This window comes from Aeromonas sp. MaB10011B (assembly GCF_017939325.1).
GTDB lineage: Bacteria > Pseudomonadota > Gammaproteobacteria > Enterobacterales > Aeromonadaceae > Aeromonas > Aeromonas caviae.
Map to the genome: position 1 here is coordinate 54814 of NZ_JAGKRK010000024.1, position 25958 is coordinate 80771.

The window sequence follows — 25958 nt, forward strand, 5'->3', positions numbered from 1 at the left end:
GTTCTGCACATTTCTGTGCTGCACTTCACATTGCGAAACGTTACCGGTAACATGTTACCGGTAACGTGGTAGCTTAGAACCCATCAGGCGAACGTTTTTTGAAAAGTGAGAGAGAGGTCAAATAATGGCGGGCAAGTGCATTATCGTGATGGGTGTGTGTGGCAGCGGCAAGTCCAGCATCGGCCTCAAGGTGGCCAATGCCCTGGGGGCCAAGTTCATCGACGGCGATGATCTGCACCCTCGCGCGAACATCCAGAAGATGGCGGCGGGCAACCCGCTCAACGACGAAGACAGGGCCCCCTGGCTGGAGCGGATCCGCGATGCGGCCTACAGCCTGGAGCGCAAGAACGAGCTCGGCGTCATCGTCTGCTCGGCCCTCAAGAAGCAGTACCGCGACCAGATCCGCGAGGGTAACGACTCGGTGAGTTTCCTGTTTCTGGATGGCAGCCAGTCCCTCATTCTCGAACGGATGCGGGCACGGCAGGGCCACTTCATGCGCGAAGCCATGGTACAAAGCCAGTTTGATACCCTGGAGCGACCGGATGGCGAGCCCGGCGTGTTTCGCATCGATATCGACGGGACCTTCGAACAGGTGGTCGACCGTGCCGTCACCGCGCTGACGCAGGCGCAATGAGCCATGTCGCGCGCCCGGCTGCGGCCGACCGCGCCCGTATATAGAGTTGGAGAGAAAGCTATGACCCATCCCGTGATCACCCAGGTGACCAACCGCATCCGCGAGCGCAGCACCGCCCGCCGTGCCCGCTTCCTGGCCCGCATCCAGCGCCAGGCCGATCAGGGCAAGACCCGCGCCTCCCTCTCCTGCGGCAACCTGGCCCACGCCGTGGCCGCCTCGAGCTGTGACGAGAAGGGGCGCATCCTCGACATGACCCGCGCCAACGTGGCCATCGTCACCGCCTACAACGACATGCTGAGTGCCCATCAGCCCTATCAGGGCTACCCGAACATCATCAAGGGCGCCCTGGCCGAGCTCGGCCACAGCGCCCAGGTCGCCGGCGGCGTGCCCGCCATGTGCGACGGCGTGACCCAGGGCCAGCCGGGGATGGACATGTCCCTCTTCTCCCGGGATCTCATCGCCCAGGCCACCGCGGTCTCCCTCTCCCACAACACCTTCGACGCCACCCTGCTGCTCGGCATCTGCGACAAGATTGCCCCGGGCCAGATCATGGGGGCGCTTTCCCACGCCCACCTGCCCACCGCCTTCGTGCCTGCCGGCCCCATGGCGAGCGGCATCAGCAACGACGAGAAGGTAAAGGTGCGCCAGCAGTACGCTGCCGGTGAAGTGGGCCGCGACGCCCTGCTCAAGATGGAGTGCGGCGCCTACCACGCGGCGGGCACCTGCACCTTCTACGGCACCGCCAACACCAACCAGCTGGTGTTCGAAGCCATGGGCCTGATGCTGCCGGGCTCCGCCTTCGTGCATCCGCACAGCGAGCTGCGCCACGCCCTCACCGAGGAAGCGGCCCGCCGCATCAGCGCCATGATCCCGGGCTCCCCGGCCTATCGCCCCCTGAGTGCGGTGATCGACGAGCGCGCTCTGGTCAACGGCCTGGTGGCCCTGCTTGCCTCCGGCGGCAGCACCAACCACAGCATCCACATGGTGGCGCTGGCCCGTGCCGCCGGGCTGGAGCTGACCTGGGACGACCTGAGCGATCTCTCCGACGTGGTGCCGCTCCTGGTGCGCATGTACCCGAACGGCCCGGCGGACGTCAACGCCTTCGAACAGGCGGGGGGCGTGCCTGGCCTGATGCGTCGTCTGGCCGAAGAGGGGCTGATCCACATGGATGCCACCCCGGTCTTCGGCGAGATGCAGGACTACCTCAGCCGTCCGGCACTGGTGGATGGCAAGCTGGTGTGGCAACCGGTGGGCGAGAGCGCGGATCCGAGCGTGCTCTCCCCCTCTGGCAGCGAGTTCCAGGCCACCGGCGGCACCAAGCTGCTGGCGGGCAATCTGGGCCGCGCCGTGGTCAAGGTTTCCGCCGTCGCGCCCGAGTATCGAGTCATCGAGGCCCCGGCCCGGGTCTTCTCCTCCCAGCATGCGGTGGAGGCGGCCTACAAGGCTGGTGAGTTGAACCAGGACGCCGTCATCGTGGTGCGCCACAACGGCCCGGCCGCCAACGGCATGCCGGAGCTGCACAAGCTGATGCCGGTGCTTGGCAACCTGCAGAAGGCGGGTCACAAGGTGGCCCTGGTCACCGACGGTCGCCTCTCCGGTGCCTCCGGCAAGATCCCGGCCGCCATCCACGTCACCCCGGAAGCACTGCACGGCGGGGCCATCGGCCTGCTTGCCGATGGCGACCTGCTGCGGGTGGATGCCGAGTCCGGCCGCCTCGACTGCCTGACCGATTTGAGCGGCCGTACCCAGGCCGAGATCGACCTCACCCTGGAACAAGAGGGGTGGGGCCGTGAACTGTTCAGCGTGATGCGTCGCGCGGTATCGAGCGCCGAGTGCGGCGCCACCATCTTTGACTAAGGAAGAGCTATGCAGAACTGGAAAGTGACCCCTGCCGAGGTGTTTGCCGCCTCCCCCCTGGTACCCGTGATGGTCATCAACGACCTGGAGCAGGCCCTGCCCATGGCCAAGGCCCTGCTGGATGGCGGCATCTCGGTGTTCGAGATCACCCTGCGCACCCCGGTGGCGCTGGACGCCATCGCCCTCATCGCCAAGGCGATGCCGGATGCCATGGTCGGTGCCGGTACCGTGCTCAACTGCGCGCAGTTTGATGCCGCCGTCGCTGCCGGTGCCCGCTTCGTCATCTCCCCGGGCATGACCCCGGCCCTGCTGGCCCACGCGGCCAAGAGCACGGCGCCGCTGATCCCGGGGGTGGCCACCCCGTCCGAGGTGATGCAGGCGCTGGAAGCGGGCTACGACCACCTCAAATTCTTCCCGGCCGAGGCGAACGGCGGCACCAAGGCACTCTCCGCCATCGCGGCGCCCCTGCCCCAGGTGAAATTCTGCCCCACCGGCGGCATCGGCCCGAAAAACGTGGCCGACTACCTGGCGCTGAAATGTGTGGCCACCGTCGGCGGCTCCTGGATGCTGCCGGCAGACGCCGTCAAGAGCGGCAACTGGGAGGAGGTGACCCGCCTCTCCCGGGAAGCGGTTGAATTGGTTAAACGCTAAGCAAATATCGTTTAGAAAAATTAAACAGGTCACCCCCGGGTGGCCTGCTGTTTTTCCGCCCCCGTAGGGGGTGGGCCGTTTGCTTCCGGCCTCGCCCTGGCTTAAGGTCGGGGGCCGCCCCTCTCCCCTGGAGCCTTCATGTCCTGTCTGCATCCATCCTACCCGCAAGGGCACTTCACCGCGCTGCACTGCCACCCCCATGCCCAATACTGCTATCTGCACGACGGGGGCGGCATCATCACGGGGCGAGGGGAGGGAGAACTGCTGGTGGCGGGCCAGATCTGCTTTATTCCGGCGGGGTGGGAGCACGAGTTTCGCGTGCTGCGCCGCTCCCGACTCTCCCTCCTCTATGTGCCGACGTCGGTCCGTACCGCCTTCGGCCCCTTGCAGGCCAGCCCACTGCTGGCGGGCCTCTTCGCCCGCCTGTCCGAGCTGGCCGAGGAGGAGGTGAAAGGGGCCTATCTGACGGTGCTTGGCCAGGAGCTGGAGCGCGCCGACCCGCTCGCGGCGCGCATTCCCCTCGCCGGGGCGCTGGACCCGCGCCTGCTGCGGGTGCTGGACAGGGTGTGCCAGGCACCCGCCATCCATCTGACGCTGACGGCGCTGGCGGCAGATTGCGGCGCCTCGGTGCGTACCCTCAACCGACTCTTCCTCCAGCAGCTGGGGTGCAGCTTTCGCCAGTGGCGGGAGCAGGTGGTGCTGGGACGGGCGCGCCAGTTGCAGCACCGGGGGCTCACGCTGGCCCAGATCGCCGATCGGCTCGGCTACGAGGATCCCGGCGCCTTGTCCCGCGCCCTCCAGCGCCTTGCCCGACGCGAACCGGCGGCCTGAGGGCCCGTCGTCTGCCTTCCTGCCCGCCATGGAGGTGTCTGCGGGTTGCCGGCAGTCAGCGCCGCGAGCCGATATCCGCATCCTCCTTGCTGCCTGCCAACAGACAGGTCACCTCGTCGGTGTGGCAGATCCGATCGCCGCGAAAGGTGAAGAGGCCGCTCACCTTGCAGACCAGGGTGCCGCCGTCCTGGCGGGTGGCCCGTACCACATGGGTCGAGTGTACCCGCTCCCCCTGCGCCAGGGTGGCGACAAACTCGATGCTCGCCCCGGCCAGATGGCGGCGCAGTGTGGCGATGTGCTGGTGAAACGCCGGGTAGTCGAGCCGCTCGCCGTTCACCTCCTGGCAGTAGTCGGGGGTGAACCAGGCGTCGAGCTCCGCCAGGGGGAAGGCGGGATCGCAGATGACGCGCTGCAGGCAGGCTTTCAATCGTTCGGTGTGGTGCATGGTCTGCTCCTGACAGGTTGGATGGAGGAGCCAGCATAGGCCAGGGGGCGGCGAGGGGAGAGGGGAGAAGGCGCCATCATGGCGGTCGAACGCGCCATGATGGCCGGGGATCAGCCGAGGCTTTCCCCCTCATAGAGGGAGAAGCCGATGTCCTTGCACCTGGTCGCCAGCGGCTGGCCGCCGAGGCGGGCTAGCAGCATGATGGCGGCTTCGCGACCTATGGTCTCGCGGGGGGTGACGATACTGGCGAGCTTGGGGGTCATGGCGTGGCCGATGTCGAGGGCGTTGCTGCCGGCAATGGCCACCTGCTGGGGCACCGGGATCCACCTGGCCTGGCATTGCAGCAGGGCCCCCACCGCCAGGTCGTCGTTGGTGCAGAACAGGCCGTCGAGGTCGGGGAAGCGCGCCATGGCCTGGGCCAGTAGCTCTCCCCCCAGGGTGAAGCTGGAGGATTGCTCCGTCAGCAGGTGCTGGCCGGTCAGACCGAAATCGGCCATCGCCTGGTAGTAGCCTTCCATTCGCAGCTGGGTGCGCACGTCGAGCCGGGCGCCGAGGTAGATCACCTTGCGCCGTCCCCGGCGCAGCATCTCTGTTACCATGGCCCGGGCGGCGGCCCGGTGATCCATGCCCACCACCATGTCGATGGGGGAGAGGGGCAGATCCATGGTCTCCACCACCGGGATGCCGGCGGTGGCGATCATCTTGCGGGTGCGCTCGGTGTGCTGGGTGTCCGAGAGGATGAGCCCGTCCACGTTGTAGGAGAGGAGGGAGGCGACCTGCTCCTCCTCCCGCTCCGGGCTGTAGCCGTAGTGGGCGAGCAGGGTCTGGTAGCCGGCGGGCCGGGTCACCGCCTCGATGCCGTGGATCACCGCTGAGAAGACCTGGTTGGAGAGGGAGGGGATCAGGATGCCGATCGCCTTGCTGGTGGCGTTCGACAGCATGTCCGGCGCCCGGTTCGGGATGTAGCCGAGCTCCTCCACCGCGGCGGCGATGCGCTCGCGGGTCCCTTCGGCCACGGCGGACGGGTCGCGCAGGTAGCGGCTGACGGTCATCTTGGTGACACCGGTCAGGTCGGCAATGTCCTGCAGGGTAGGGCGGCGCTTGCGGGTGTCGTTCATCTGGGGATCCGGCAAAAAATGTTACACGTAACATTACCGTTTTTGCACGGCAATGTCAGCATATGACGCCATCAACAGGGGCCAGGGGATGATCAAGGGCAGGTGTTTCGAGGGGGTCCACTTCGAGCAGCAGGAGGTGGAGGGGGAGCAGTTCCAGGGGTGCCGCTTCATCGGCTGTCACTTCTCCTGGCTCGATCTCGGGGAGAGCCGCTTCGTCGACTGCAGCTTCTATGACAGGGAACGGGAGCTGGGCTGCCTGTTTCAGGGCTGCGATCTGAGGGAGGCGAGCTTCCTGCGCTGCGATCTCACCCTGGCGGACTTCGGCCGCAGCCAGTGTCTTGGGCTGGAGATGCGCGACTGCCAGGCCATGGGGATCAACTTCGCCCATGCCAGCTTCGCCAACCGGATCACTGCCAAAAGCTACTTCTGCGAGGCCCACCTCACCGGCAACAACTTCAGCTACGCCAACTTCGAAAGCTGCCTGCTGGAGCGGTGCGAGCTTGCCGGAAACCGCTGGCAGGGGGCCAACCTGCTGGGCGCCTCCCTGGCGGGCTCGGATCTCAGCGGCTCCGAGTTCGGACAAATCGACTGGACCAGCTTCAACCTGCAAGGCTGCGATCTGCGCCAGTGCGATCTGCCCGGTCTGGATCTGCGCCGGGTCAACCTCGCCGGGGTGCAGATCAATGAAGATCAGCAGCAGGGGCTGCTGGAGCAGATCGGGCTGGTGGTCTTCCCCTGAGCGGGGTGGAAAAGAGGTAAGTTTTCATCATCGGGGCGGGCGGTGCCCCCCCTGGCAAGCAAAAGTCTGCGCGATGCAGACTTTTTGTCAGGTGAAGTGGTAAACGACGCGGTGTTGCTGTCTTTTGCTCCCTGCCCCCCTCGCGGGAGAAGGGCTGGGGATGAGGTAGCGGACTCCACTCGGGCACCGCCAAGGCGGGCTTAGCGTCTGGCCAGCCACTTGGTCGGGTTGATGGCCTCGCCCTGATAGCGGATCTCGAAGTAGAGGCCGGAGCGCTCCTGTCCGCCGCTGTCGCCGACCAGGGCCACGGGCTCACCCTGCTCCACCTTTTGTCCCACCTGGCGCAGCAGCGACTGGTTGTGGCCGTAGAGGCTCATGTAGCCCTTGCCGTGGTCGATGACCAGCAGCATGCCGAATCCGTCGAGCCAGTCGGCGTAGACCACCTGTCCCGGTGCCACCGCCTTGACCTGGGTCCCTTCGCTGGCGCCGATCAGGGTGCCCTTCCACTTCAGCTCGGCGGTACGTGGCGAGCCGTAGGAGATGAGGATGGGGCCCTGCACCGGCCAGCGCAGGTTGCCACCCGTGCTCAGACCGCCGTAGCCGTTGCTGCTTGCCTTGGCGCTGTTGCGGGCGGCCGCTTGCTGCTGCGCCACCTTGGCCTGCTGTTCGGCGACGCGTTGCTGCTGGGCCGCCAGCCGCTGCTGTTCGCCGACCTGGCGCTGCTGGGCCGCGATCCGCTGCTGCTCCTCAATGCGTTTCTGTTCGGCTGCCAGGCGCTGGGCCTCCAGACGGCGCTGGCGCTCCTGCTCGGCCTTGATCTTGGCAAGGCGCTCCCGCTCGGCCCGTTCGCGGCGTTCCTTTTCTTCCTGCTGACGACGCAGCTCTTCCAGCCGCGCCTTGAGCGCCTTCTCCGCCTTGACCAGCTTGTCGAGCTTCTGCTCGTCGGCCTGCACCGATTGCTGCAACTGGTTGCGCACCTTGGCACGGCTCTGCTGGCTGGCCAGCAGGCTCTGGTGATGTTCCTGCTGCTCGCCGAGCAGGGTCTGGAGGCGGTTCTCGGTCTCTCTGGTGGCCTGCTGGTTCTTGGCCAGCTTGTCACGGGTGGCGCGCAGGGCTTCAATGGCCTCGATGCGGGCCTTGTTGAGGTAGTCGAAGTAGTCGAGGGCGCGGCTCAGCTTGGCCGGATCCTGCTGGTTGAGCAGCAGTTTGAGGTAATCGTGGTTGCCCGCCTGGAAGGCGCTTTCCGCCTGCTTGGCCAGCAACTGTTTCTGATGTTTTGCTTGTTGCTCCAGTGCCAGCTTGTCCTGCTGCAGGGACGCCAGCTTCTGCTGGTTCTGCCGGAGTTGCTGTCTGGTCTGCTCGAGTTTGGCGGCGGCAGCCGAAATGGCCTGCTCGTCAGCCTTGAGCTGGGTGTTGAGCTTGGCAAGCTCCTGCTTGCTGAGCTTGAGGGTCTGTTGCTGTTCCTTGATCTGGGACTGCATGGCCCCCAACTGCTGGTTCGCAGCCTGGGCTGTGCCGGTACCGCCGATCAGGCAAAAAAACAGCGCGCCGGCCAACAGGCCGACGCGACTGGTTTTCTGTGAAATAATTTCGCATCCCCGCATGGGGCAGGATTATTTCAGAATCATCAGGGGCTTGCCAGTCATTTCCGGCGGCACCGGCAGACCCATCAGGGTCAGCATGGTGGGGGCCAGATCGGACAGTTTGCCACCTTCGGCGACCTCGGCTTTACGACCGAAGTAGATGAGGGGAACCGGCAGATTGGTGTGGGCGGTGTGGGCCTGACCAGTCTCTTCGTCCATCATCTTCTCGGCGTTGCCATGGTCGGCGGTGATGAGGCACTCGCCGCCCACTTCCGCCAGGGCGTCGGTGACGCGACCGATGCAGTGGTCGACCGCTTCACAGGCTTTGACGGCCGCATCGAACACGCCGGTGTGGCCGACCATGTCGCCGTTCGGGTAGTTGCAGATGATGACGTCGTACTTGCCGCTCTTGATGGCCGCAACCAGCTTGTCGGTCAGCTCTTCGGAGCTCATCTCCGGCTGCAGGTCATAGGTAGCCACTTTCGGGCTCGCTACGATTTCGCGATCTTCGCCAGTGAAGCAGGCCTCTTCGCCACCGTTGAAGAAGAAGGTGACGTGGGCGTACTTCTCGGTCTCGGAGATGCGCAGCTGGGTCTTGCCCTGCTTGGCCAGCCACTCACCCAGGGTATTGACCAGGGCGGTGGGCGGATAGGCGCAGGCGGTTTTGATGTCGGCCGCGTATTCGGTCAGCATCACGAAGTGCAGGGCCGGGGTGGCGGTGCGGGCGAAGCCGGTGAAGTCGGTATCGACGAAGGCGCGGGTGATTTCGCGGGCGCGGTCGGCGCGGAAGTTCATGAAGATCAGCGCATCGCCGTCGATCATCGGTACAGCGTCGCCGATGCGGGTGGCTTTGACGAACTCGTCGTTCTCGTCGCGGGCATAGGCGGCGGCCAGCGCGTCGGTGGCGTTGTCGGCGGTGAATTCGCCCTTGCCCTGGGTCATCAGGTCATAGGCCTGCTGCACGCGATCCCAGCGGTTGTCGCGGTCCATGGCGTAGTAACGACCGATCATGGAGGCGAAACGACCCTTGCCCAGTCGGGCAAACAGGGCGTCGAACAGCTCGATGGAGGACTGGGCACTGCGCGGCGGGACGTCGCGGCCATCCAGGAAGGCGTGGAAGTAGATCTGCTCGGCGCCACGCTTGGCGGCCATCTCGATCATGCCCATGATGTGCTCTTCGTGGCTGTGTACGCCACCCGGGGACATCAGACCCATGATGTGCACGGCCTTGCCCTTGGTCACGGCAGCGTCGACAGCCTTGGCCAGCTCGACGTTCTGGAAGAAGTCGCCGTCCTGGATGTCCTTGGAGATGCGGGTCAGCTCCTGATAGACGACGCGACCGGCACCGATGTTGGTGTGGCCCACTTCGGAGTTGCCCATCTGGCCGTCCGGCAGACCCACGTCCAGGCCGGAGCCGGAGATCAGGGTGCTGGTGTAGTCACGGGCCAGGCGATCCAGGTTGGGGGTCTTGGCAGCAGCAACGGCGTTGTACTCTTGCTTGGTGCTGTAGCCCCAACCGTCCATGATGACCAGAACCAGCGGTTTCTTAGCTGTTGACATAAGGCTATGTCCTCTCGGATAGGAATGAATTGCGGGAAGTGAAACTAGCGTAATATTACTACATCTGCCGAAATAGTCACCTGATAGCCAAGTCCCTCTCCAGCCTCGCTTTTTAACTGTTATCCCGCTGTTTTAGGCATGTTGCCGGCTTGTCTGCCTCGGCGGGTTTTCCTCTGTTTTCCCCCTCTTTTCGGCATGGCGCATCCTCTCGTTCGGCCCGGTTGGAGGAGGAAGAATCGGCAGCCATCCCTGATGGGAGCTTGCTCTCGCTTTGCCGCCAAGATGGCTGATCTTATGCAGGGCCCCATGTATACTCGGGCCCTTGTCTTGGTCCCTGGATAGTAGAAGATGCAAGAGTATTTGGATTTCGCGGCCCGCAATCCGCTGCTGACCGCAGCCTGGTTGGGCTTGGCAGGCACTCTGGTGTATACCACTGTGCGTGCTCGTTTTTCTCCGGTGAAGGCGGTCAACAACCACGCCGCTACCCTGCTTATCAACCGTGAAAATGCCACCGTCGTGGACATTCGCAGTCAGGATGAATTTGCCAAGGGCCATCTGGCCGGGGCCCATCACCTGCCGCTCGCCCAGATCCAGGCGAATAATCTGGGCCCGGTTGAAAAGCACAAGGATGCCCCCATCATAGTGGTGTGCGAGTCGGGGATGACCGCTGGTGGCGCGGGTCGCCAACTGAGCAAGGCCGGTTTCAAGCAGGTGTATGTGCTCAGCGGTGGCATGGCCCAATGGCGTGCAGACAATCTGCCGGTGACCAAAAAACGCTGATTTAAGGGCCTGCGCCCACTCATTATCTTAAAAAGGAATCAAACGAAATGGCTGACGAAATCAACAACCAGGAAGTGCAACCGGAATTCCACATCCAGCGTGTCTACACCAAGGATGTCTCCTTCGAAGCCCCGAATACCCCGCACATCTTCCAGAAAGAGTGGCAGCCGGACGTCAAGCTGGACATGGACACCAAGACCAATGTCCTGGCCGACAGCGTCTATGAAGTGGTGCTGACCCTGACTGTCACCTGCAAGCTGGAAACCGAGACCGCCTTCCTGTGCGAAGTGCAGCAAGCCGGCATCTTCACCATCGGCAACCTGCCTGAGCCGCAACTGGCCCACTGCCTGGCGGCCTTCTGCCCGAACATCCTGTTCCCGTATGCCCGCGAAGCGGTGTCCAACCTGGTGAGCAAGGGTTCCTTCCCGCAGCTGAACCTGGCACCGGTCAACTTCGACGCCCTGTTCGCCCAGCACATGGCGCAGGTACAGGCCCAGCAGGCGACTGCGGAAGCCTGATAATGGCCGACCAGATCGCAATCTCGGTCCTGGGGGCGGGGTCTTATGGCTCCGCCCTTGCCATTTCTCTGGCGCGCAATGGTCATCCGACCCTGCTGTGGGGTCACGACCCTGCCCATGTCGCCGAGCTGGAACAGGATCGCTGCAACAAGGCATTCTTGCCGGATGTCCCCTTCCCGGCCGATCTGCAACTGACGTCGGATCTGCAGGCGGCGGTGCAAGCCGCTCCCGTGCTGCTGCTGGTGGTGCCGAGCCATGTGTTCGGCCAGGTACTGGCCCGGGTCAAACCCTTCCTGCGCCCGGATACCCGGATCGCCTGGGCCACCAAGGGGCTGGAGCCGGACAGCGGCCGTCTGCTGCAAGAGGTGGCGCGGGAGGTGCTGGGGGATGCCATTCCACTGGCGGTCATCTCGGGCCCGACCTTCGCCCGCGAGCTGGCTGCCGGTCTGCCGACCGCCATCTCGGTGGCCTCGACCCACGACGACTTTGCCGACGATCTCTCCCACCTGCTGCACTGCGGCCGCTCGTTCCGGGTCTATACCAATCCGGACTTCATCGGTCTGCAGCTGGGCGGGGCGGTCAAGAACGTCATCGCCATCGGTGCCGGTCTCTCTGACGGACTCGGCTTTGGCGCCAACGCCAGAACCGCGCTCATCACTCGGGGTCTGGTGGAGATGCAGCGCCTCGGCGCCGCCCTCGGGGCCGATGCCAAGACCTTCATGGGGATGGCGGGGCTCGGGGATCTGGTGTTGACCTGTACCGACAACCAGTCGCGCAACCGCCGTTTCGGTCTGGCGCTGGGAGCGGGCAAGTCGGTTGACACCGCCATGGCCGAGATAGGCCAGGTGGTGGAAGGCTATCGCAACACCAAGGAGGTGCATCTGCTGGCGGCCCGCTGTGGCGTCGAGATGCCCATCTGCGAACAGATCTTCAAGGTGCTCTACGAGGGCAAGAACCCGAAAGAGGCGGCCATCGCCCTGCTGTCGCGAGACAAGAAGGACGAGTGATCTGCCAGCCGCAGAATGCAAAAGGCCCCGCCAGCTGGCGGGGCCTTTTCTTTGCCGCAAGGGGGCAAATCAGTAGTAGGAGTGGTCGCCGCGCTGGTGCTCGGTGGCATCCTTGACGCCGTTGAGCTCGCCCGGGAATTTCTCCAGCAACTGCTTCTCGATCCCCTCTTTCAGGGTGTAGTCGACCATGGAGCAACCGTTGCAACCGCCGCCAAACTGCAGGATGGCCAGTTTGTCGTCGGTCAGCTCGACCAGGGTGACCTTGCCGCCGTGACCGGCCAGCATGGGGTTCACCTCGGACATCAACACGTACTCGATGCGGTCGATCAGGGGGGCGTCATCGGCCACCTTGCGCATCTTGGCGTTGGGCGCCTTCAGGGTGAGCTGGGAGCCCATCTGATCGGTGACGAAGTCGATGGTGGCATCCACCAGGAAGGGGGCGCTCAGGGGATCGACCAGGCAGTCGAAGCCGCTGAAGGGCAGGTGCTGATCTTCCGGATCGACCGCGTCGGGTGGGCAATAGGATACGCCGCACTCGGCATTCTGGGTTCCCGGATTGACCACAAACACCCGGATGTTGGTGCCATCAGGCTGCTTCTCCAGCAACTTGCGGAAGTGGGCCTGGGCGGTGTCGGAAATGCTGATCATCACTATCCTCATAAACCTGAGTGTACGACTAGGGTATTCATGATAACTCGCTTGGCGGGGCTTGGGTAGCGTGCCGATGGCGAGCTTGTGAGCTTGGGCGTATCGGAATCATGCCGCCTCCAGTCTCGTCGGCCGGTTCCGCGCCAGGCTATGGGGGGTGTCTGAGGGTACGGCAGATGGCCCACACCTCCACCCTGGTGACGCCGTGCTCATGGAGCAACCGGGTGAGCTGACCTGCGGTGGCGCCCGTGGTGACCACATCGTCGAGCAGTGCCACATGCCGGTAGTGGTGAGGCGCCATCTCGAAGGCGTCGCGCAGGTTACGCCGCCGCTGGCCGGCACTGAGCCGGGTCTGCTGCGGGGTTGCCCTGACCCGGCGCAACAAGCGGCTGTCACAGGGAATGTCGGTGAGCTCGCTCAGGGCCCGGCCTATCTCCTCTGCCTGGTTGAAGCCGCGCCACCACTGGCGCCACCAGTGCAGGGGAACCGGAATGATGGCCTGTGGCGGGTCATCGAGATTAAGGTGGTCGGCCAGCACACGGGCGAGCAGCGGCGCGAGCAGGATCTGACCGGAATACTTCAGCCGGGGGATGAGTTGGGTATAAGGCGCCCGGTAGTCGCCGATCACCTGAAGCCGCTGCCAGGGGGGCGGACGGCGCTGGCAACGTCCGCACACCAGGCCGCTCTCTGCATATTGTTCCGGTAGCGGTGCCGCACACAGCCGGCACTGCCAGCCATCCTGGTGCAGGGCCTGCCGGCACCAGGAGCACAGCAGAGGCACCTCGTCACTGGGTTGGCGGCAGAGCAGGCACAGACCGAGCCAGTCGGCCCGGGGGCCGAGGATCGGACTTGCTTTGGCGAGCAGTCGCTTTAACATGCAGGCTCCAAGCAGATAAACAGGGATCTTGAGTCTAGATGAGCGTATCGGTTGAGCGGTTTGGCCAGGGCCCGGACCTGGTGTTGTTGCATGGTTGGGGCATGAACGGGGCCGTCTGGCACGGTATCGCCCAAGAACTGGCTACCCACTACCGCCTGCATCTGGTGGACCTGCCCGGCTTTGGCAACAGCCCCCTGCAAGAAGGGATAGACTACACCCTGCCCTGGCTGGCAGAGCAGGTGACGGCCATATTGCCTGAAAAATGCCATCTGCTCGGCTGGTCCCTCGGTGGTCTGGTGGCGAGCCAGCTGGCCCTGACCATGCCTGAGCGCCTCCACTCCCTCATCACGGTAGCCAGCTCCCCCTGCTTCATGGCCCGGGATGAATGGCCGGGCATAGCTCCCAAGGTGCTGGCGGGGTTCAACCAGATGCTGGCGGGGGACTTCATGCAGACCATAGAACGCTTCCTGGCGATCCAGGCCATGGGCAGCGAACATGCCAGGAACGACATTCGCCAGCTGCGCCACTGGCTGGCGGAGCGGCCAGCCCCCCGGCTTGCCGCCCTGGAGGCGGGTCTCGGCCTGTTGGCCGAGGTCGATCTGCGGGATCAACTGGTCGGCCTGGATCTGCCCTGGCTGCGCCTCTATGGCAGGCTGGATACCCTGGTGCCCAAGGCGGCCATTCCGCTGCTGGACGAGCGCTATCCCGGAAGCCGGAGCCGGGTACTGGACAAGGCCTCCCATGCCCCCTTCATTTCTCACCCCGAGCATTTCATCACCCTGCTGCGACAGTTCATTGGCTGAGATGTGAGCGACTGGCTTCAATAATGCCCCGGCTTGGTGGATAATTGGCCAACCCCATAGAGGAGTGTGCCAATGCGTATCGAATCAGCCATGACGGCGGGCGTGCAGGGATTCCAGCGGGCGGAGCAGTTGGCCGGCCAGGCTTCCAGCCAGATTGCCCGTCTCAATACCCCCGCCGGTGAGCGGGTGGAGCTGCCCGAGGAGCTGGTCAACCTCAAGGTGGCCGAGCAGCAAGCCGGCGCCTCCGCCAAGGTGATCCAGACCGCCAGCGACATGCTGGGCACCCTGATCGATATCCGGGTGTGACATGAACATCAACGTCAGTCTGCCGACCATCATTCCGAATCAACTGCAGCCGCAGACGGAATCGGCACAGACTGACAACCGCCGCGCAGAACTGGTGCCCCCCAGCCGCCAGAGCGAAGCGTCCAACGCCGAGTCCGGCGTCGGTTCCCAGAAAGAGAGATCCCGGGCCGCCCAGGCCAATCCCGCCACCCCATCCTCGTCCACGAAAGAGAACGGCCCCGTGATGGTGGCGCACCGTTTTGTCGAGGCAACGGGGGAGGAGGGGGAGCGTCGACAACGTCAGGAGGGTGAACAGCAGGAGCAGCAAAAGCAGCAGCGTCAGGTGGCTGCGCTGGTCGAGCGGGATCTCGAAGTCCGCAAGCACGAGCAGGCTCACCAGGCAGCCGGCGGCGAGCATGCGGGGAGCCCTACCTACCAGTTTTCCCGTGGGCCGGATGGCAAGCGTTATGCCACCGGGGGGGAGGTGGTCATCGACATGGGGACCATTCCCGGGGATCCCGCCGCGACCATCGCCAAGATGCAGCAGGTGCGTGCCGCTGCACTGGCTCCCGATGAACCATCGTCACAAGACATGAGTGTGGCCCGTGCCGCCTCTGGCAAGGAGGCACAGGCCCGCAAGGATCTGATGACCCTCAGGCAGGAAACCACAGGCCCGCTCGGTGCTTATATGGACAATCGAAACCAGGTGATTGCCAGGCACTATCAGCAAGCGGTGAGGCCAGCCTCCCCGCATAGCCTGAGTCAGGACGTTTGATCCCGCTCCGTGCAGGCATGAAAAAGCCCCTTTCGGGGCTTTTTTGCATTCTGGGGACTTATTTCTTCAGTTTCGACAGGGCAGCCGCGAAGGCGTTGCCCATGGCACCCTCGGTCGGAGCGCTCTGACGGGGCGCCTGTTTCGGTCGGGCGTTGCCGGTGTGACGCGGCTCGGCCGGTTTGCGTGCAGGCTGGTCGGCTTTTTCATCCAGACGCATGGTCAGACTGATGCGTTTGCGCGGTACGTCGACTTCCAGCACCTTGACCCGGACGATGTCGCCGGCCTTGACCACCTCGCGGGGATCCTTGACGAAGCGATCGGTGAGGGAAGAAATGTGCACCAGCCCGTCCTGATGGACGCCGATGTCGACGAAGGCACCGAAGTTGGTGACGTTGGTGACCACACCCTCCAGCACCATCTCGGGCACCAGATCGCTGATTTTTTCCACCCCTTCCTTGAAGGTGGCGGTCTTGAACTCGGGACGCGGGTCGCGGCCGGGCTTGTCCAGCTCGCCGATGATGTCCGTGACGGTAGGCACCCCGAACTGCTCGTCGGTGTAGTCGGTGGGCTTGAGGGTGCGCAGCAGGCTGCTGTTGCCGAGCAGGCTGTCCACGGTCTGCTCCAGCCTGGCGAGGATCCGCTCCACCACCGGGTAGGATTCCGGGTGCACCGCCGAGCCGTCCAGCGGGTTGCTGCCGCCCCGAATACGCAGGAAGCCGGCGCATTGCTCGAATGCCTTGGGCCCGAGTCGGCTTACTTTCAGCAGCTGCTGACGATGCTGGAAGGCGCCGTTCTCGTCGCGGTAGGCGACGATGTTCTGGGCCAGGGTCTGGGAGAGGCCGGAAACCCGGTTGAGGAGGGCGACCGAGGCGGTATTCACATCCACCCCCACCGCGTTCACGCAATCCTCGACCACCGCGTCGAGGCGGCGGGCCAGCTGGCTCTGGCCGACGTCGTGCTGGTACTGGCCCACACCGATGCTCTTGGGGTCGATCTTGACCAGCTCTGCCAGGGGATCCTGGAGACGGCGAGCGATGGAGACGGCGCCGCGAATGGAGACGTCGAGATCCGGGAATTCCTGGGAGGCGAGCTCGGAGGCGGAGTAGACCGATGCCCCCGCTTCACTGACCACGATTTTCTGCGCCTTGGCGGCCGGGTAGCGCTCGAACAGATCGCTCACCAGGCGGTCGGTTTCCCGGGATGCGGTGCCGTTGCCGATGCTGATGAGCTCGACCTTGTGCTTCTGGCACAGCTCGCTCAGGGTCTTGAGACTCTGGTCAACCTGGCGCTTGGGTTCGAACGGATAGATGGTCGCGCGATCGACCAGCTTGCCGGTGGCATCCACCACCGCCACCTTGACGCCGGTACGGATGCCGGGATCCAGCCCCATGGTGCAGCGCATGCCGGCCGGTGCCGCCATCAGCAGATCCTTGAGGTTCATGGCGAACACCTTGATCGCCTCCTCCTCTGCTGACTCGCGGATGCGGCCGATCAGTTCGGTTTCCATCTGCAAGGAGAGCTTGATCTTCCAGGTCCAGCTCACCACCCCCTGCAGCCACTTGTCGGCCGGGCGACTTTGCAGGTTGAGTCTGAGGTGATGGGCGATGATCCCTTCGCAGGGGCTGGTACCCTCATCCTCGCCGGTGACCAGCGCCAGGTTGAGGATCCCCTCGTTGCGGCCGCGCAACATGGCCAGCACCCGGTGGGAGGGGGCCTTGTGCAGGGGTTCGTCGTGTTCGAAGTAGTCCTTGAACTTGGCCCCTTCCTGCTCCTTGCCGGCCACCACGCGGGCGCGCAGGGTGGCGTTTTGCCACAGGTAGTCCCGCAGCTTCTCAAGGAGATCGGCCTGCTCGGCGAAGCGCTCCATCAGGATGTAACGGGCACCGTCGAGGGCGGCCTTGCCGTCGGTGATCCCCTGCTCGGCATTGAGGAAGCGAACCGCCTCCTGTTCGGGATCCTTCATGGGGTCACCCAGCAGCAAATCCGCCAGTGGCTCCAGCCCCGCCTCGATGGCCATCTGTCCCTTGGTGCGGCGCTTGGGCTTGTAGGGGAGGTAGAGGTCTTCCAGACGGGTCTTGCTGTCGGCGTCGTTCAGCTCGCGGGCCAGCTCGGGGGTCAGTTTGCCCTGCTCTTCGATGGAGCGCAGGATCACCTGGCGGCGATCCGCCAGTTCACGCAGGTAGCCGAGGCGGCTCTCCAGGGTACGCAGCTGGCTGTCGTCCAGACCGCCGGTCACCTCTTTGCGGTAACGGGCGATGAAGGGAACGGTCGCGCCTTCGTCCAGCAGGCGAACGGCTGCCTGCACCTGTTCCGGGCGGGCATTCAGCTCACCGGCGATCTGATGTTCTATTACGTGGCTTTGCATCGAGGGTCTCTTGGTCGGGTCCTGTCTAACTGGCCAGCGTGGGGTTATGTCGCCGAACAGGGGGTCTGTCCTGGCGATAGTTTAGATACCTGCCAGGCCACTGCCGCGCGGGCCGGTTCGCGCCGCAAGGCGCCGGGTGTGAGCACTATATGGGGTCGGGCAGCGGGATGCCACCCCGGCAGAAATGACGTTTCTCATACCCGGTGGGCGGACATGCTCGGTCTCTCCTGGCCTTGTCAGCCGATTTGGCAGTCAGGGTCGGTGCTGGCTTATTTGGGATAGCTGATCTCATTGATGTACCAGCAGGCGTCACCCACTGGCGTTTGCACCAAGGCTTCATCGCCCACCTCTTTCTTGAGCAGGGCGCGGGCCATGGGGGAGTCGATGGAGATGTAATCCTTGCGGCCGAAGATCTCGTCATAGCCGACAATGCGAAAGCGCTTGGTCTCACCCTCGTCGTTTTCCACCTCGACCCAGGCGCCGAAGAAGACCTTGCCCTCCTGGGAGGGGGAGTAGTCGACTATGGTCAGCTCTTCCAGGCACTTGCGCAGGTAGCGAACCCGGCGGTCGATCTCCCGCAGGCGTTTCTTGTTGTACTGGTAATCGGCATTCTCGCTGCGATCACCCAGGCTCGCCGCCCAGGCCACTTTTTTGGTGACATCGGGCCTCTCCTCCCGCCAGAGCATGTCGTGCTCCTGCCGGAGCCTGGTGTAGCCTTCACGGGTAATGAGTTTGGTTTTCATGGGGTTATCACTCCCTCGCCAATTGCATCCGGTTGCTCGGGATCTTAGTCATTGTCGCCGCGCTGTCGAGCAAAAAGCAGAGCTGGCCATCCATCCCTCCCGGCTCCGGGGCCGAATGAGGGCAATAACCGGTAACATATTTATGCTTTGTGGTTGCAGGGGGCGGCTCTAGTATGAGGGGAGACAGAAAAGAGAGGTGGCAATGAGTCAGCAATACAAGGTCCTGGTGGTGGACGACGATCTGAAACTGCGTTCCTTGTTGGAGCGCTACCTCACCGAGCAGGGGTTTGTAGTGCGAGGTGTCGCCAACGGGGAGCAGGCCGATCGCCTGCTGACGCGTGAAAACTTCAGCCTGATGGTGCTTGATCTGATGCTGCCGGGGGAAGACGGCCTCTCCATCTGCCGCTGCCTGCGCGAGGCCGGCAACCAGATCCCTGTCTTGATGCTCACCGCCAAGGGGGACGAAGTGGATCGCATCGTCGGTCTGGAGATGGGGGCCGACGATTATCTGCCCAAGCCGTTCAACCCCCGTGAGCTGCTGGCCCGGATCCGCGCCGTGCTGCGCCGCCATACCGTGGAGCTGCCCGGCGCCCCTTCCGCGGCGGAGAAGATGGTGAGTTTCGGGGCCTACCAGCTCAATCTGGCGACCCGTGAACTGAGTCGTGATGGCGAACCGGTTGCCCTGACCAGCGGGGAGTTCGCCGTGCTCAAGGTGCTGGTGAGTCATCCTCGCGAACCGCTCTCCCGTGACAAGCTGATGAACCTGGCCCGTGGTCGCGAGTACACGGCCACCGAGCGCAGCATCGATGTGCAGGTCTCCCGCCTGCGCCGCCTGCTGGAACAGGACCCGGCCCAGCCCCGCTATCTGCAGACCGTCTGGGGTCTGGGGTATGTGTTCGTACCGGACGGTGAGAACGCATGAAGAAAGTGGGCAGCATGTTCTCCCGCATGCTCTGGTTTCTGGCTGCCGTGCTGGTGGTCTATCAAGTCGTCTCCTACGTTACCTTCTACAACTACCTGCTGGCGCCGACCGTCAAGCAGATCAGCCACCTGCTGGCAAACCAGGTCAAACTCATCTTCCCGGTGGACAACAACCAGCTGGCGCTCAGTGAAGATGCCGAGGCGCTGGTCTATGTGACCACTGGCAGCGACATCTATACCCAGAGCGAGGCGGAGCAGCACGGGCTGAATGATTCCAAGCCCTACCCCTATCTGGAGCAGAGCATCAGCCGCGAACTGAAAGGGGATACCAGGGTCAGAGTTGAAATCCAGGATCACTACATCATCTGGATCCAGCCTCCCCAGGCCAGCCAGATGTGGGTGCGCATTCCCCTGACTGAAATTGAAGATGACGACATCGAACCGCTCATCCTCTATATGAGCGTCTTGCTGGTGGTGACCCTGTTTGCAGCCTGGCGTTTTGCCCGTCAGCTGGTGCGACCGCTGGAGGATCTGGAAGCGGGGACCGTGGCGGTGGCGCGCGGCAACTTTCCCGATGCCCTGGGGGAGCAGGGCTCGCGGGAGGTGCGCCGCCTGACCCGCACCTTCAACCACATGTCGAGCTCCATCAAGGGGCTGATCGAGGAGCGCAACCTGATGATGGCCGGGGTATCCCACGATTTGCGCACCCCTCTCACCCGCATTCGTCTCGCGACCGAGATGATGTCCTCGGGGGATGAGTACCTCAAGGAGAGCATCAATGCGGACATCGATGAGTCGAACGGTATCATTGATCAGTTCATCGACTACATTCGCCCGAACGAGGGGCTCGATGCCCGGCCCGTCGACCTGACCCAGCTCATTCACGATGCGTTGCTGATGCAGACCGATCAGGGACTGGAAGTGGAGCTGCTCCTGCCGGAGGAGGCGGTGCGTGTGGCCTGCCATCCCATCAGCATTCGCCGTATCCTCAACAATCTGTCGGGCAACTCCCTGCGCTATGGCGCGACCCGGTTGCAGGCCGAGCTCAGGGATGATGGCCACTGGGTGCGGCTGCGACTCTCCGACAATGGCCCGGGGATCGCAGAAGAGGACTACTCCCGGGTGCTCAAGCCCTTCACCCAGGGCAATGTGGCGCGCACCGGTGGCGGCAGCGGGCTGGGGCTAGCCATCGTTGCCAAGATAGTCTCCCAGCATCACGGCACCATCAGGTTGGGGCGCTCCGAACTGGGGGGCTTGCAGGTGGAGATCCGGCTACCCAAGAACCAGCCGCTGGAGTGGATGGATTGAAAGCAGGGCGTATCGAGAGATGCGCCCTTTTGTCTGTCAGGGGTGGGGGTCGCTCACCTTGCGGTAGCGCTTGCCATATTTGAGTTGCTGGATAAGCAGGGCGGCGACGATGAGAGCCAACCCGATGGGGGTTGCCGGGTGAATGGTTTCGCCGATCAACAGGTTGAGCAGCACCAGAGAGGCAAACGGCGAGATGAAGATGAGGTTACTGATGGGGGCTGTGTTGGTGGCGTGGCGCAGGGCCATCAGCCAGAGCACGAAACCGAAGCCCATCTCGAACAGCCCCACATAGATGGCGCCAGCCCATCCCTGCCAGGCGGTCATGGCAAAGTCCGAGAGCAACCAGGTCGCCACGATGATGAAGGGCAGGCTGATGAGGAAGCCGAGCAGCAGGCTGACGACGGGATCCCCCTGATTGCGGGTGTTGAGGATCCAGTAACCGGCCCAGATCAGGGTCGACACCAGCGCCAGCGTGACGCCGAGGGGGCTGTCGAACTGCAGACCGAACACGTCCCCCCTGGTGGCGATCACCAGGGCGCCGAAATAGCCGAGCACGATGGCGACGCCATCGCGGCGGCGCAGCTTTTGACCGAGGAAGGGAACGGCCAGCAGGCTGAGGGTGATGGCCCAGGTGTAGTTGAGAGTCTGCGCCTGCTGGGCGGGCAGCAGATCATATGCCTTGAACAGCAGCAGGTAATAGAGGAAGGGGTTCAGGACCCCGAGAGCGAGGTAGTAGAGGGGGCGACTCTTGATGTAGTCGAGCAGTAGCGGCAGTTTGCCCTGACAGGCCACGATGCATCCCAGGGTCAGGGTCGAGGTGCTGGCGGCGACCAGCAGCAGCTGTACTGGTTCAAAGTAGGCGAGGGAGATCTTGAAGGCGCTGGCCACCGTGGACCAGAGGGCGACGGCACAGAGCCCGTACTGGTAGGCTTTCTTCTGATTCTTGAGCATGGGATGGGTTCCGCAAACAGGGGCGAGGGCGCAGTCTATCAGCCTGTTTGCAACATTGTCGTTACCGTCTCGCCGAGGGCGATGATTTGATCGCCTGGAGATCCATCCGCCACACAACATTGCGCACAATCTGTCCGCCTTCACTTGCGTGAGTGGAAAAAATCCGTATAATCCCCACCGCTTGCCCATGAGGCAGCCAGACGATATGTCTGCTTGCTGAGCTTCCCGTTTACGAGTTGCCAGCCATACAGTCCTCCCGATATGGGAGGAAACGTGAAAAATCACACCTCTGGCGGGAGTAGTCTCGGTCGGGCGGTGTTGATTTATGTTCTTTTATCTATTGGAGCTCTGTCAATGCAGAACCAAAGAATCCGTATCCGCCTGAAGGCTTTTGATCATCGCCTGATCGATCAATCCACTGCGGAAATCGTTGAAACTGCTAAGCGCACTGGCGCGCAGGTTCGCGGTCCTATCCCGCTGCCGACTCGCAAAGAGCGTTTCACCGTTCTGATCTCCCCGCACGTCAACAAAGACGCGCGTGATCAGTACGAGATCCGCACTCACAAGCGTCTGGTAGACATCGTTGAACCGACTGACAAGACCGTTGACGCTCTGATGCGTCTGGATCTGGCAGCTGGTGTAGACGTCCAGATCAGCCTGGGTTAATTACGGAAAGAGGTTGATAACAATGACAATCGGTCTTGTAGGTCGCAAAGTGGGTATGACTCGCATCTTCACTGAAGATGGCGTTTCTATCCCGGTGACTGTTATCGAAGTTGAAGCTAACCGTGTAACTCAGGTCAAATCTGTAGAAACCGACGGCTACAACGCTATTCAGGTTACCACTGGCGCCAAGAAAGCCAGCCGCGTAACCAAGCCGGAAGCTGGCCACTTCGCCAAAGCTGGTGTAGAAGCCGGTCGCGGTCTGTGGGAATTCCGCCTGAACAACGGTGAAACTTTCACTGTTGGTAGCGAGCTGAAAGTAGATCTTCTCGCTGACGTTAAGCTGGTAGACGTTACCGGCACATCCAAGGGTAAAGGTTTTGCCGGTACTGTTAAGCGCTGGAACTTCCGTACCCAGGATATGACCCACGGTAACTCCCTGTCCCACCGTGTACCTGGCTCCATCGGTCAAAACCAGACCCCGGGCCGTGTATTCAAGGGCAAGAAGATGGCTGGTCACATGGGTGCTGAGCGTGTAACGACTCAGAACCTGGAACTGGTTCGTGTTGACGCTGAACGCAACCTGCTGCTCATCAAAGGCGCAGTACCGGGTGCAACCAACGGCAACGTGATCGTCAAACCTGCCGTCAAAGCGTAACGTCTGAGGAGATAGTAATGGAATTGGTAATGAAAGACGCCAAGAGCGCTCTTGAAGTTTCCGAGACTACCTTCGGGCGCGAATTCAACGAAGCTCTGGTTCACCAGGTTGTCGTTGCATATGCCGCTGGTGCCCGTCAGGGTACTCGTGCGCAGCTGACTCGCTCTGAAGTGTCTGGTGGCGGCAAAAAGCCGTGGCGTCAGAAGGGTACTGGTCGTGCCCGTGCTGGCTCCATCCGTTCGCCCATCTGGCGTTCCGGTGGTGTGACCTTTGCTGCTAAGCCGCAAGATCACAGCCAGAAAGTAAACAAGAAGATGTACCGCGGCGCTATCCGTAGCATCCTGTCCGAGCTGGTACGTCAAGAGCGCCTGATCGTTGTTGAGAAGTTCGGCATCGAAGCGCCGAAGACCAAAGAACTGATCGCCAAGCTGAAAGAAATGGAACTGACTGACGTTCTGATCGTGACTGCTGAAGTCGATGAGAACCTGTTCCTGGCTGCTCGTAACCTGTACAAAGTTGACGTGCGTGACGTTGCCGGTATCGACCCGGTCAGCCTGATCGCTTTCGACAAGGTTCTGATGACTGCTGACGCAGTTAAGCAAATCGAGGAGATGCTGGCATGATCCGTGAAGAGCGTCTGCTGAAAGTTCTGAAGGCTCCGCACATCTCTGAAAAGAGCACCATGGTCGCAGAAAAGCAGAACACTATCGTGTTCAAAGTTGCTGTTGATGCCACCAAGGCGGAAGTCAAAGCTGCAGTTGCGAAACTGTTCGAGGTCGAAGTTGAGACCGTCCGTACCCTGAACATGAAGGGTAAGACCAAGCGCGCAGGTGCACGCGTAGGCCGTCGTTCCGATTGGAAAAAGGCTTATGTGACCCTGAAAGCTGGTCAGGACATCGACTTCATGGGCGCAGCCGAGTAAGAGGAGTTCTGAAAAATGGCAATCGTTAAGTGCAAGCCTACTTCTCCGGGCCGCCGCCACGTCGTCAAGATCGTCAACCAAGAGCTGTACAAGGGCAAGCCCTTCGCCGCTCTGCTGGACAGCAAAAGCAAGTCCGGTGGCCGTAACAACAACGGTCGTATCACCACTCGTCATATCGGTGGTGGTCACAAGCAACACTACCGTCTGATCGACTTCAAGCGCGACAAAGACGGCATTCCGGCCAAAGTTGAGCGTCTGGAATACGATCCCAACCGTACCGCAAACATCGCCCTGGTGCTGTATGCAGACGGTGAGCGTCGTTACATCCTGGCTCCGAAAGGCCTGAAAGCTGGTGATGCAATCGCCTCTGGTGCTGATGCTGCCATCAAGGTAGGTAACACCCTGCCGATGCGCAACATCCCGGTCGGTTCTACCGTTCACGCCGTTGAGATGAAACCTGGTAAAGGTGCCCAGCTGGCTCGTTCCGCTGGTACTTTCATCCAGATCCTGGCTCGTGAAGGTAACTATGTAACTCTGCGTCTGCGTTCCGGCGAAGTACGTAAAGTTCTGGCCGAGTGCCGCGCTACCATCGGTGAAGTGGGTAACTCCGAGCACATGCTGCGTCAACTGGGTAAAGCCGGTGCTAACCGCTGGCGTGGTATTCGTCCGACCGTTCGCGGTATGGCGATGAACCCGGTTGATCACCCGCACGGTGGTGGTGAGGGTCGTAACAAGGGCATGCAGCCTGTGTCCCCATGGGGCCAGAAGGCTAAGGGCTTCAAGACCCGTAAGAACAAGCGTACCGACAAGTACATCGTACGTCGTCGTAACAAGTAATTGTTAACATAGAGGAATCACCATGCCACGTTCTCTCAAGAAGGGTCCATTTATCGACCTGCACTTGCTGAAGAAGGTAGAGAAAGCGGTGGAAAGCGGGGATAAAAAGCCGGTTAAGACCTGGTCCCGTCGTTCAATGATCATCCCGAACATGATCGGTTTGACCATCGCTGTCCATAATGGTCGTCAGCACGTTCCGGTTTTCGTTACCGAAGAAATGATCGGTCACAAACTGGGTGAATTCGCACCGACTCGTACTTATCGCGGCCATGCTGCTGATAAGAAGGCTAAGAAGCGCTAAGGGATAAATGATGGAAGCTATCGCTAAACACCGTTATGCCCGTACTTCTGCCCAGAAAGCTCGTCTGGTAGCCGATCAAGTACGTGGTCTGTCCGTAGACAAGGCTCTGAACATCCTGACCTTCAGCCCGAAAAAGGCTGCTGTTCTGGTGAAGAAAGTGCTGGAATCTGCCATTGCCAACGCTGAGCACAACGAAGGTGCCGATATCGACACCCTGCGTGTTGCCACCATCATGGTAGACGAAGGTCCCTCCATGAAGCGCATCCGCCCGCGTGCCAAAGGTCGCGCGGATCGTATCCTCAAGCGTACCGCTCACATCACTGTAGTGGTATCCGACGCTAAGGCTGGGAGATAAGCAATGGGTCAGAAAGTACATCCTAATGGCATTCGCCTGGGTATTACCAAGCCTTGGAATTCTACCTGGTTCGCGAACACCAAAGACTTCGCTGACAACCTGTACAGCGATTTCCAAGTACGCCAGTTCCTGACCAAGGAGCTGAAAAACGCTTCCTTGTCCAAGATCACTATCGAGCGTCCGGCCAAGAGCATCCGTGTGACCATTCACACCGCTCGTCCGGGTGTCGTGATCGGCAAGAAAGGCGAAGACGTTGAAAAACTGCGCAAAGCTGTAGCCGCGATCGCTGGCGTGCCTGCTCAGATCAACATTTCCGAAGTCCGCAAGCCGGAGCTGGATGGCAAACTGGTTGCCGACAGCATCACTTCCCAGCTGGAGCGTCGCGTAATGTTCCGTCGTGCTATGAAGCGCGCCGTACAGAACGCCATGCGCCTGGGTGCCAAGGGCATCAAAGTGGAAGTTTCCGGTCGTCTGGGCGGCGCTGAAATCGCGCGTACCGAATGGTACCGTGAAGGTCGTGTGCCCCTGCACACCCTGCGTGCCGACATCGACTACGCAACTTCTGAAGCCCACACCACTTACGGTGTGATCGGCGTCAAAGTTTGGATCTTCAAGGGCGAAGTTCTGGGCGGTCTGGCTGCAGTCAATGCTGCCGCTGCTCAAGAGCAAGCTCCTGCAAAGCCCAAGCGTGACAACAAGCGCCGCGCTGCTAAGTAAGGAGATTCGGTAAATGTTGCAACCTAAGCGTACTAAATTCCGCAAGACCCACAAGGGTCGTAACCGCGGTCTGGCCAATGCCGGTAACGAAGTATCCTTCGGTACT

Annotated in this window: 30 protein-coding genes and 1 pseudogene; 22 read left to right on the forward strand and 9 right to left on the reverse strand. The window is 62.2% G+C overall.

The genetic code is table 11. The features are described 5' to 3' along the window. Positions 1-124: 124 nt before the first annotated feature. The 4 genes from J9893_RS09225 (at position 125) to J9893_RS09240 (ending at position 3973) form a co-directional block, all read left to right on the forward strand. The gene (locus tag J9893_RS09225; protein ID WP_039039504.1) at positions 125-634 is read left to right on the forward strand and encodes a gluconokinase; all 510 of its coding nucleotides are present in this window, start codon (positions 125-127) and stop codon (positions 632-634) included. A gap of 60 nt (positions 635-694) precedes the next feature. Beyond that, the gene (gene edd / locus J9893_RS09230) at positions 695-2491 is read left to right on the forward strand and encodes a phosphogluconate dehydratase (RefSeq protein ID WP_210600041.1); all 1797 of its coding nucleotides are present in this window, start codon (positions 695-697) and stop codon (positions 2489-2491) included. A gap of 9 nt (positions 2492-2500) precedes the next feature. Beyond that, positions 2501-3142 carry a bifunctional 4-hydroxy-2-oxoglutarate aldolase/2-dehydro-3-deoxy-phosphogluconate aldolase gene (locus tag J9893_RS09235; protein ID WP_039039502.1) on the forward strand — a complete coding sequence of 214 codons (642 nt, stop codon included), beginning with the start codon at positions 2501-2503 and terminating at the stop codon, positions 3140-3142. Positions 3143-3280: 138 nt separating this feature from the next. After that, positions 3281-3973, forward strand: a complete 693-nt coding sequence (locus J9893_RS09240) for an AraC family transcriptional regulator (protein WP_210600042.1) — start codon at positions 3281-3283, stop codon at positions 3971-3973. A 55-nt stretch (positions 3974-4028) separates the two neighbouring features. Here the strand turns inward: J9893_RS09240 and J9893_RS09245 are convergent, their stop codons facing one another. Together J9893_RS09245 and J9893_RS09250 are read right to left on the reverse strand one after the other, a co-directional pair. Then, positions 4029-4418, reverse strand: coding sequence for a nuclear transport factor 2 family protein (locus tag J9893_RS09245; RefSeq protein WP_041214080.1), 390 nt, complete (start codon positions 4416-4418; stop codon positions 4029-4031). Positions 4419-4528: 110 nt separating this feature from the next. Then, complete coding sequence (locus J9893_RS09250) at positions 4529-5536, reverse strand: substrate-binding domain-containing protein (RefSeq protein ID WP_039039499.1); 1008 nt, start codon at positions 5534-5536, stop codon at positions 4529-4531. An 88-nt stretch (positions 5537-5624) separates the two neighbouring features. On the opposite strand from J9893_RS09250, the gene J9893_RS09255 reads away from it, so the two are divergent. Further along, on the forward strand, positions 5625-6275 hold the full coding sequence (locus J9893_RS09255; protein ID WP_041212172.1) for a Qnr family pentapeptide repeat protein: 651 nt from the start codon (positions 5625-5627) through the stop codon (positions 6273-6275). Between the two features lie 200 nt (positions 6276-6475). Here the strand turns inward: J9893_RS09255 and J9893_RS09260 are convergent, their stop codons facing one another. Together J9893_RS09260 and gpmM are read right to left on the reverse strand one after the other, a co-directional pair. Further along, positions 6476-7879: a peptidoglycan DD-metalloendopeptidase family protein gene (locus J9893_RS09260; RefSeq protein ID WP_039039497.1), complete on the reverse strand. Its 1404-nt coding sequence runs from the start codon at positions 7877-7879 to the stop codon at positions 6476-6478. Positions 7880-7888: 9 nt separating this feature from the next. Further along, positions 7889-9418: a 2,3-bisphosphoglycerate-independent phosphoglycerate mutase gene (gpmM, locus tag J9893_RS09265; RefSeq protein WP_052816405.1), complete on the reverse strand. Its 1530-nt coding sequence runs from the start codon at positions 9416-9418 to the stop codon at positions 7889-7891. Positions 9419-9766: 348 nt separating this feature from the next. On the opposite strand from gpmM, the gene J9893_RS09270 reads away from it, so the two are divergent. Genes J9893_RS09270 through gpsA form a run of 3 tightly spaced genes read left to right on the forward strand, consistent with a single transcriptional unit; the run spans position 9767 to position 11723 of the window. Then, positions 9767-10198, forward strand: coding sequence for a rhodanese-like domain-containing protein (locus J9893_RS09270; protein ID WP_010672546.1), 432 nt, complete (start codon positions 9767-9769; stop codon positions 10196-10198). A 47-nt stretch (positions 10199-10245) separates the two neighbouring features. Next, entirely contained in the window at positions 10246-10716 is a 471-nt protein-coding gene (secB, locus tag J9893_RS09275; protein WP_010672547.1) for a protein-export chaperone SecB, read from the forward strand. 2 nt (positions 10717-10718) lie between these two features. After that, positions 10719-11723 (forward strand): NAD(P)H-dependent glycerol-3-phosphate dehydrogenase, encoded by a 1005-nt coding sequence (gene gpsA, locus J9893_RS09280; protein WP_010672548.1) that lies wholly within the window; start codon positions 10719-10721, stop codon positions 11721-11723. Between the two features lie 69 nt (positions 11724-11792). Here gpsA and nfuA read toward each other — a convergent pair whose 3' ends face one another. Together nfuA and J9893_RS09290 are read right to left on the reverse strand one after the other, a co-directional pair. Further along, positions 11793-12371: a Fe-S biogenesis protein NfuA gene (gene nfuA, locus J9893_RS09285; protein ID WP_010672549.1), complete on the reverse strand. Its 579-nt coding sequence runs from the start codon at positions 12369-12371 to the stop codon at positions 11793-11795. A 148-nt stretch (positions 12372-12519) separates the two neighbouring features. Beyond that, positions 12520-13248: a ComF family protein gene (locus J9893_RS09290; protein ID WP_210600043.1), complete on the reverse strand. Its 729-nt coding sequence runs from the start codon at positions 13246-13248 to the stop codon at positions 12520-12522. Positions 13249-13286: 38 nt separating this feature from the next. On the opposite strand from J9893_RS09290, the gene bioH reads away from it, so the two are divergent. The 3 genes from bioH (at position 13287) to J9893_RS09305 (ending at position 15111) form a co-directional block, all read left to right on the forward strand. Next, positions 13287-14051, forward strand: a complete 765-nt coding sequence (gene bioH / locus J9893_RS09295) for a pimeloyl-ACP methyl ester esterase BioH (protein WP_210600044.1) — start codon at positions 13287-13289, stop codon at positions 14049-14051. A gap of 72 nt (positions 14052-14123) precedes the next feature. Then, complete coding sequence (locus tag J9893_RS09300; protein ID WP_209794886.1) at positions 14124-14357, forward strand: flagellar basal body rod C-terminal domain-containing protein; 234 nt, start codon at positions 14124-14126, stop codon at positions 14355-14357. Between the two features lies 1 nt (position 14358). Continuing rightward, on the forward strand, positions 14359-15111 hold the full coding sequence (locus J9893_RS09305; protein ID WP_210600045.1) for a putative metalloprotease CJM1_0395 family protein: 753 nt from the start codon (positions 14359-14361) through the stop codon (positions 15109-15111). Positions 15112-15169: 58 nt separating this feature from the next. On the opposite strand, the gene J9893_RS09310 is transcribed toward J9893_RS09305, so the two are convergent. Then, positions 15170-17476: a Tex family protein gene (locus J9893_RS09310; RefSeq protein ID WP_210600046.1), complete on the reverse strand. Its 2307-nt coding sequence runs from the start codon at positions 17474-17476 to the stop codon at positions 15170-15172. 269 nt (positions 17477-17745) lie between these two features. Further along, positions 17746-18219 (reverse strand): transcription elongation factor GreB, encoded by a 474-nt coding sequence (gene greB / locus J9893_RS09315; RefSeq protein ID WP_201997358.1) that lies wholly within the window; start codon positions 18217-18219, stop codon positions 17746-17748. A gap of 202 nt (positions 18220-18421) precedes the next feature. On the opposite strand from greB, the gene ompR reads away from it, so the two are divergent. Continuing rightward, positions 18422-19141: a two-component system response regulator OmpR gene (ompR, locus tag J9893_RS09320; RefSeq protein ID WP_210600047.1), complete on the forward strand. Its 720-nt coding sequence runs from the start codon at positions 18422-18424 to the stop codon at positions 19139-19141. Continuing rightward, positions 19138-20448 (forward strand): two-component system sensor histidine kinase EnvZ, encoded by a 1311-nt coding sequence (gene envZ / locus J9893_RS09325; protein ID WP_161646951.1) that lies wholly within the window; start codon positions 19138-19140, stop codon positions 20446-20448. Before ompR ends, envZ begins: the two co-directional genes overlap by 4 nt. Before the next feature lie 36 nt (positions 20449-20484). Here envZ and J9893_RS09330 read toward each other — a convergent pair whose 3' ends face one another. After that, positions 20485-21399: a DMT family transporter gene (locus J9893_RS09330; RefSeq protein WP_128313507.1), complete on the reverse strand. Its 915-nt coding sequence runs from the start codon at positions 21397-21399 to the stop codon at positions 20485-20487. A 354-nt stretch (positions 21400-21753) separates the two neighbouring features. Between J9893_RS09330 and rpsJ the strand changes: the two genes are divergently transcribed. The 9 genes and pseudogenes from rpsJ to J9893_RS09375 all read left to right on the forward strand — a co-directional run. Continuing rightward, positions 21754-22065 carry a 30S ribosomal protein S10 gene (gene rpsJ, locus J9893_RS09335; RefSeq protein WP_005307944.1) on the forward strand — a complete coding sequence of 104 codons (312 nt, stop codon included), beginning with the start codon at positions 21754-21756 and terminating at the stop codon, positions 22063-22065. A gap of 22 nt (positions 22066-22087) precedes the next feature. Beyond that, positions 22088-22720, forward strand: coding sequence for a 50S ribosomal protein L3 (gene rplC, locus J9893_RS09340; RefSeq protein ID WP_010672559.1), 633 nt, complete (start codon positions 22088-22090; stop codon positions 22718-22720). 17 nt (positions 22721-22737) lie between these two features. Beyond that, positions 22738-23343 carry a 50S ribosomal protein L4 gene (rplD, locus tag J9893_RS09345; RefSeq protein WP_005340616.1) on the forward strand — a complete coding sequence of 202 codons (606 nt, stop codon included), beginning with the start codon at positions 22738-22740 and terminating at the stop codon, positions 23341-23343. Beyond that, a complete protein-coding gene (gene rplW / locus J9893_RS09350; protein ID WP_342690021.1) occupies positions 23343-23642 on the forward strand; it encodes a 50S ribosomal protein L23 in 300 nt (99 codons plus the stop codon). Before rplD ends, rplW begins: the two co-directional genes overlap by 1 nt. A gap of 15 nt (positions 23643-23657) precedes the next feature. After that, entirely contained in the window at positions 23658-24479 is an 822-nt protein-coding gene (gene rplB / locus J9893_RS09355) for a 50S ribosomal protein L2 (protein WP_010672560.1), read from the forward strand. Positions 24480-24501: 22 nt separating this feature from the next. After that, complete coding sequence (gene rpsS / locus J9893_RS09360) at positions 24502-24780, forward strand: 30S ribosomal protein S19 (protein WP_005307960.1); 279 nt, start codon at positions 24502-24504, stop codon at positions 24778-24780. A gap of 10 nt (positions 24781-24790) precedes the next feature. Further along, the gene (gene rplV, locus J9893_RS09365; protein ID WP_010672561.1) at positions 24791-25135 is read left to right on the forward strand and encodes a 50S ribosomal protein L22; all 345 of its coding nucleotides are present in this window, start codon (positions 24791-24793) and stop codon (positions 25133-25135) included. Positions 25136-25138: 3 nt separating this feature from the next. Then, entirely contained in the window at positions 25139-25852 is a 714-nt protein-coding gene (gene rpsC, locus J9893_RS09370; protein WP_005331168.1) for a 30S ribosomal protein S3, read from the forward strand. Positions 25853-25865: 13 nt separating this feature from the next. Next, positions 25866-25958, forward strand: a pseudogene (locus J9893_RS09375) (ribosomal protein L16); the annotation flags it as partial.

What these genes read in the sequence shown, in the direction of transcription:
- J9893_RS09225 (WP_039039504.1), top strand. Translation starts at nt 125, where the DNA reads ATGGCGGGCAAGTGCATTATCGTGATGGGTGTGTGTGGCAGCGGCAAG.
- edd (WP_210600041.1), top strand. Translation starts at nt 695, where the DNA reads ATGACCCATCCCGTGATCACCCAGGTGACCAACCGCATCCGCGAGCGC.
- J9893_RS09235 (WP_039039502.1), top strand. Translation starts at nt 2,501, where the DNA reads ATGCAGAACTGGAAAGTGACCCCTGCCGAGGTGTTTGCCGCCTCCCCC.
- J9893_RS09240 (WP_210600042.1), top strand. Translation starts at nt 3,281, where the DNA reads ATGTCCTGTCTGCATCCATCCTACCCGCAAGGGCACTTCACCGCGCTG.
- J9893_RS09245 (WP_041214080.1), bottom strand. Translation starts at nt 4,418, where the DNA reads ATGCACCACACCGAACGATTGAAAGCCTGCCTGCAGCGCGTCATCTGC.
- J9893_RS09250 (WP_039039499.1), bottom strand. Translation starts at nt 5,536, where the DNA reads ATGAACGACACCCGCAAGCGCCGCCCTACCCTGCAGGACATTGCCGAC.
- J9893_RS09255 (WP_041212172.1), top strand. Translation starts at nt 5,625, where the DNA reads ATGATCAAGGGCAGGTGTTTCGAGGGGGTCCACTTCGAGCAGCAGGAG.
- J9893_RS09260 (WP_039039497.1), bottom strand. Translation starts at nt 7,879, where the DNA reads ATGCGGGGATGCGAAATTATTTCACAGAAAACCAGTCGCGTCGGCCTG.
- gpmM (WP_052816405.1), bottom strand. Translation starts at nt 9,418, where the DNA reads ATGTCAACAGCTAAGAAACCGCTGGTTCTGGTCATCATGGACGGTTGG.
- J9893_RS09270 (WP_010672546.1), top strand. Translation starts at nt 9,767, where the DNA reads ATGCAAGAGTATTTGGATTTCGCGGCCCGCAATCCGCTGCTGACCGCA.
- secB (WP_010672547.1), top strand. Translation starts at nt 10,246, where the DNA reads ATGGCTGACGAAATCAACAACCAGGAAGTGCAACCGGAATTCCACATC.
- gpsA (WP_010672548.1), top strand. Translation starts at nt 10,719, where the DNA reads ATGGCCGACCAGATCGCAATCTCGGTCCTGGGGGCGGGGTCTTATGGC.
- nfuA (WP_010672549.1), bottom strand. Translation starts at nt 12,371, where the DNA reads ATGATCAGCATTTCCGACACCGCCCAGGCCCACTTCCGCAAGTTGCTG.
- J9893_RS09290 (WP_210600043.1), bottom strand. Translation starts at nt 13,248, where the DNA reads ATGTTAAAGCGACTGCTCGCCAAAGCAAGTCCGATCCTCGGCCCCCGG.
- bioH (WP_210600044.1), top strand. Translation starts at nt 13,287, where the DNA reads ATGAGCGTATCGGTTGAGCGGTTTGGCCAGGGCCCGGACCTGGTGTTG.
- J9893_RS09300 (WP_209794886.1), top strand. Translation starts at nt 14,124, where the DNA reads ATGCGTATCGAATCAGCCATGACGGCGGGCGTGCAGGGATTCCAGCGG.
- J9893_RS09305 (WP_210600045.1), top strand. Translation starts at nt 14,359, where the DNA reads ATGAACATCAACGTCAGTCTGCCGACCATCATTCCGAATCAACTGCAG.
- J9893_RS09310 (WP_210600046.1), bottom strand. Translation starts at nt 17,476, where the DNA reads ATGCAAAGCCACGTAATAGAACATCAGATCGCCGGTGAGCTGAATGCC.
- greB (WP_201997358.1), bottom strand. Translation starts at nt 18,219, where the DNA reads ATGAAAACCAAACTCATTACCCGTGAAGGCTACACCAGGCTCCGGCAG.
- ompR (WP_210600047.1), top strand. Translation starts at nt 18,422, where the DNA reads ATGAGTCAGCAATACAAGGTCCTGGTGGTGGACGACGATCTGAAACTG.
- envZ (WP_161646951.1), top strand. Translation starts at nt 19,138, where the DNA reads ATGAAGAAAGTGGGCAGCATGTTCTCCCGCATGCTCTGGTTTCTGGCT.
- J9893_RS09330 (WP_128313507.1), bottom strand. Translation starts at nt 21,399, where the DNA reads ATGCTCAAGAATCAGAAGAAAGCCTACCAGTACGGGCTCTGTGCCGTC.
- rpsJ (WP_005307944.1), top strand. Translation starts at nt 21,754, where the DNA reads ATGCAGAACCAAAGAATCCGTATCCGCCTGAAGGCTTTTGATCATCGC.
- rplC (WP_010672559.1), top strand. Translation starts at nt 22,088, where the DNA reads ATGACAATCGGTCTTGTAGGTCGCAAAGTGGGTATGACTCGCATCTTC.
- rplD (WP_005340616.1), top strand. Translation starts at nt 22,738, where the DNA reads ATGGAATTGGTAATGAAAGACGCCAAGAGCGCTCTTGAAGTTTCCGAG.
- rplB (WP_010672560.1), top strand. Translation starts at nt 23,658, where the DNA reads ATGGCAATCGTTAAGTGCAAGCCTACTTCTCCGGGCCGCCGCCACGTC.
- rpsS (WP_005307960.1), top strand. Translation starts at nt 24,502, where the DNA reads ATGCCACGTTCTCTCAAGAAGGGTCCATTTATCGACCTGCACTTGCTG.
- rplV (WP_010672561.1), top strand. Translation starts at nt 24,791, where the DNA reads ATGGAAGCTATCGCTAAACACCGTTATGCCCGTACTTCTGCCCAGAAA.
- rpsC (WP_005331168.1), top strand. Translation starts at nt 25,139, where the DNA reads ATGGGTCAGAAAGTACATCCTAATGGCATTCGCCTGGGTATTACCAAG.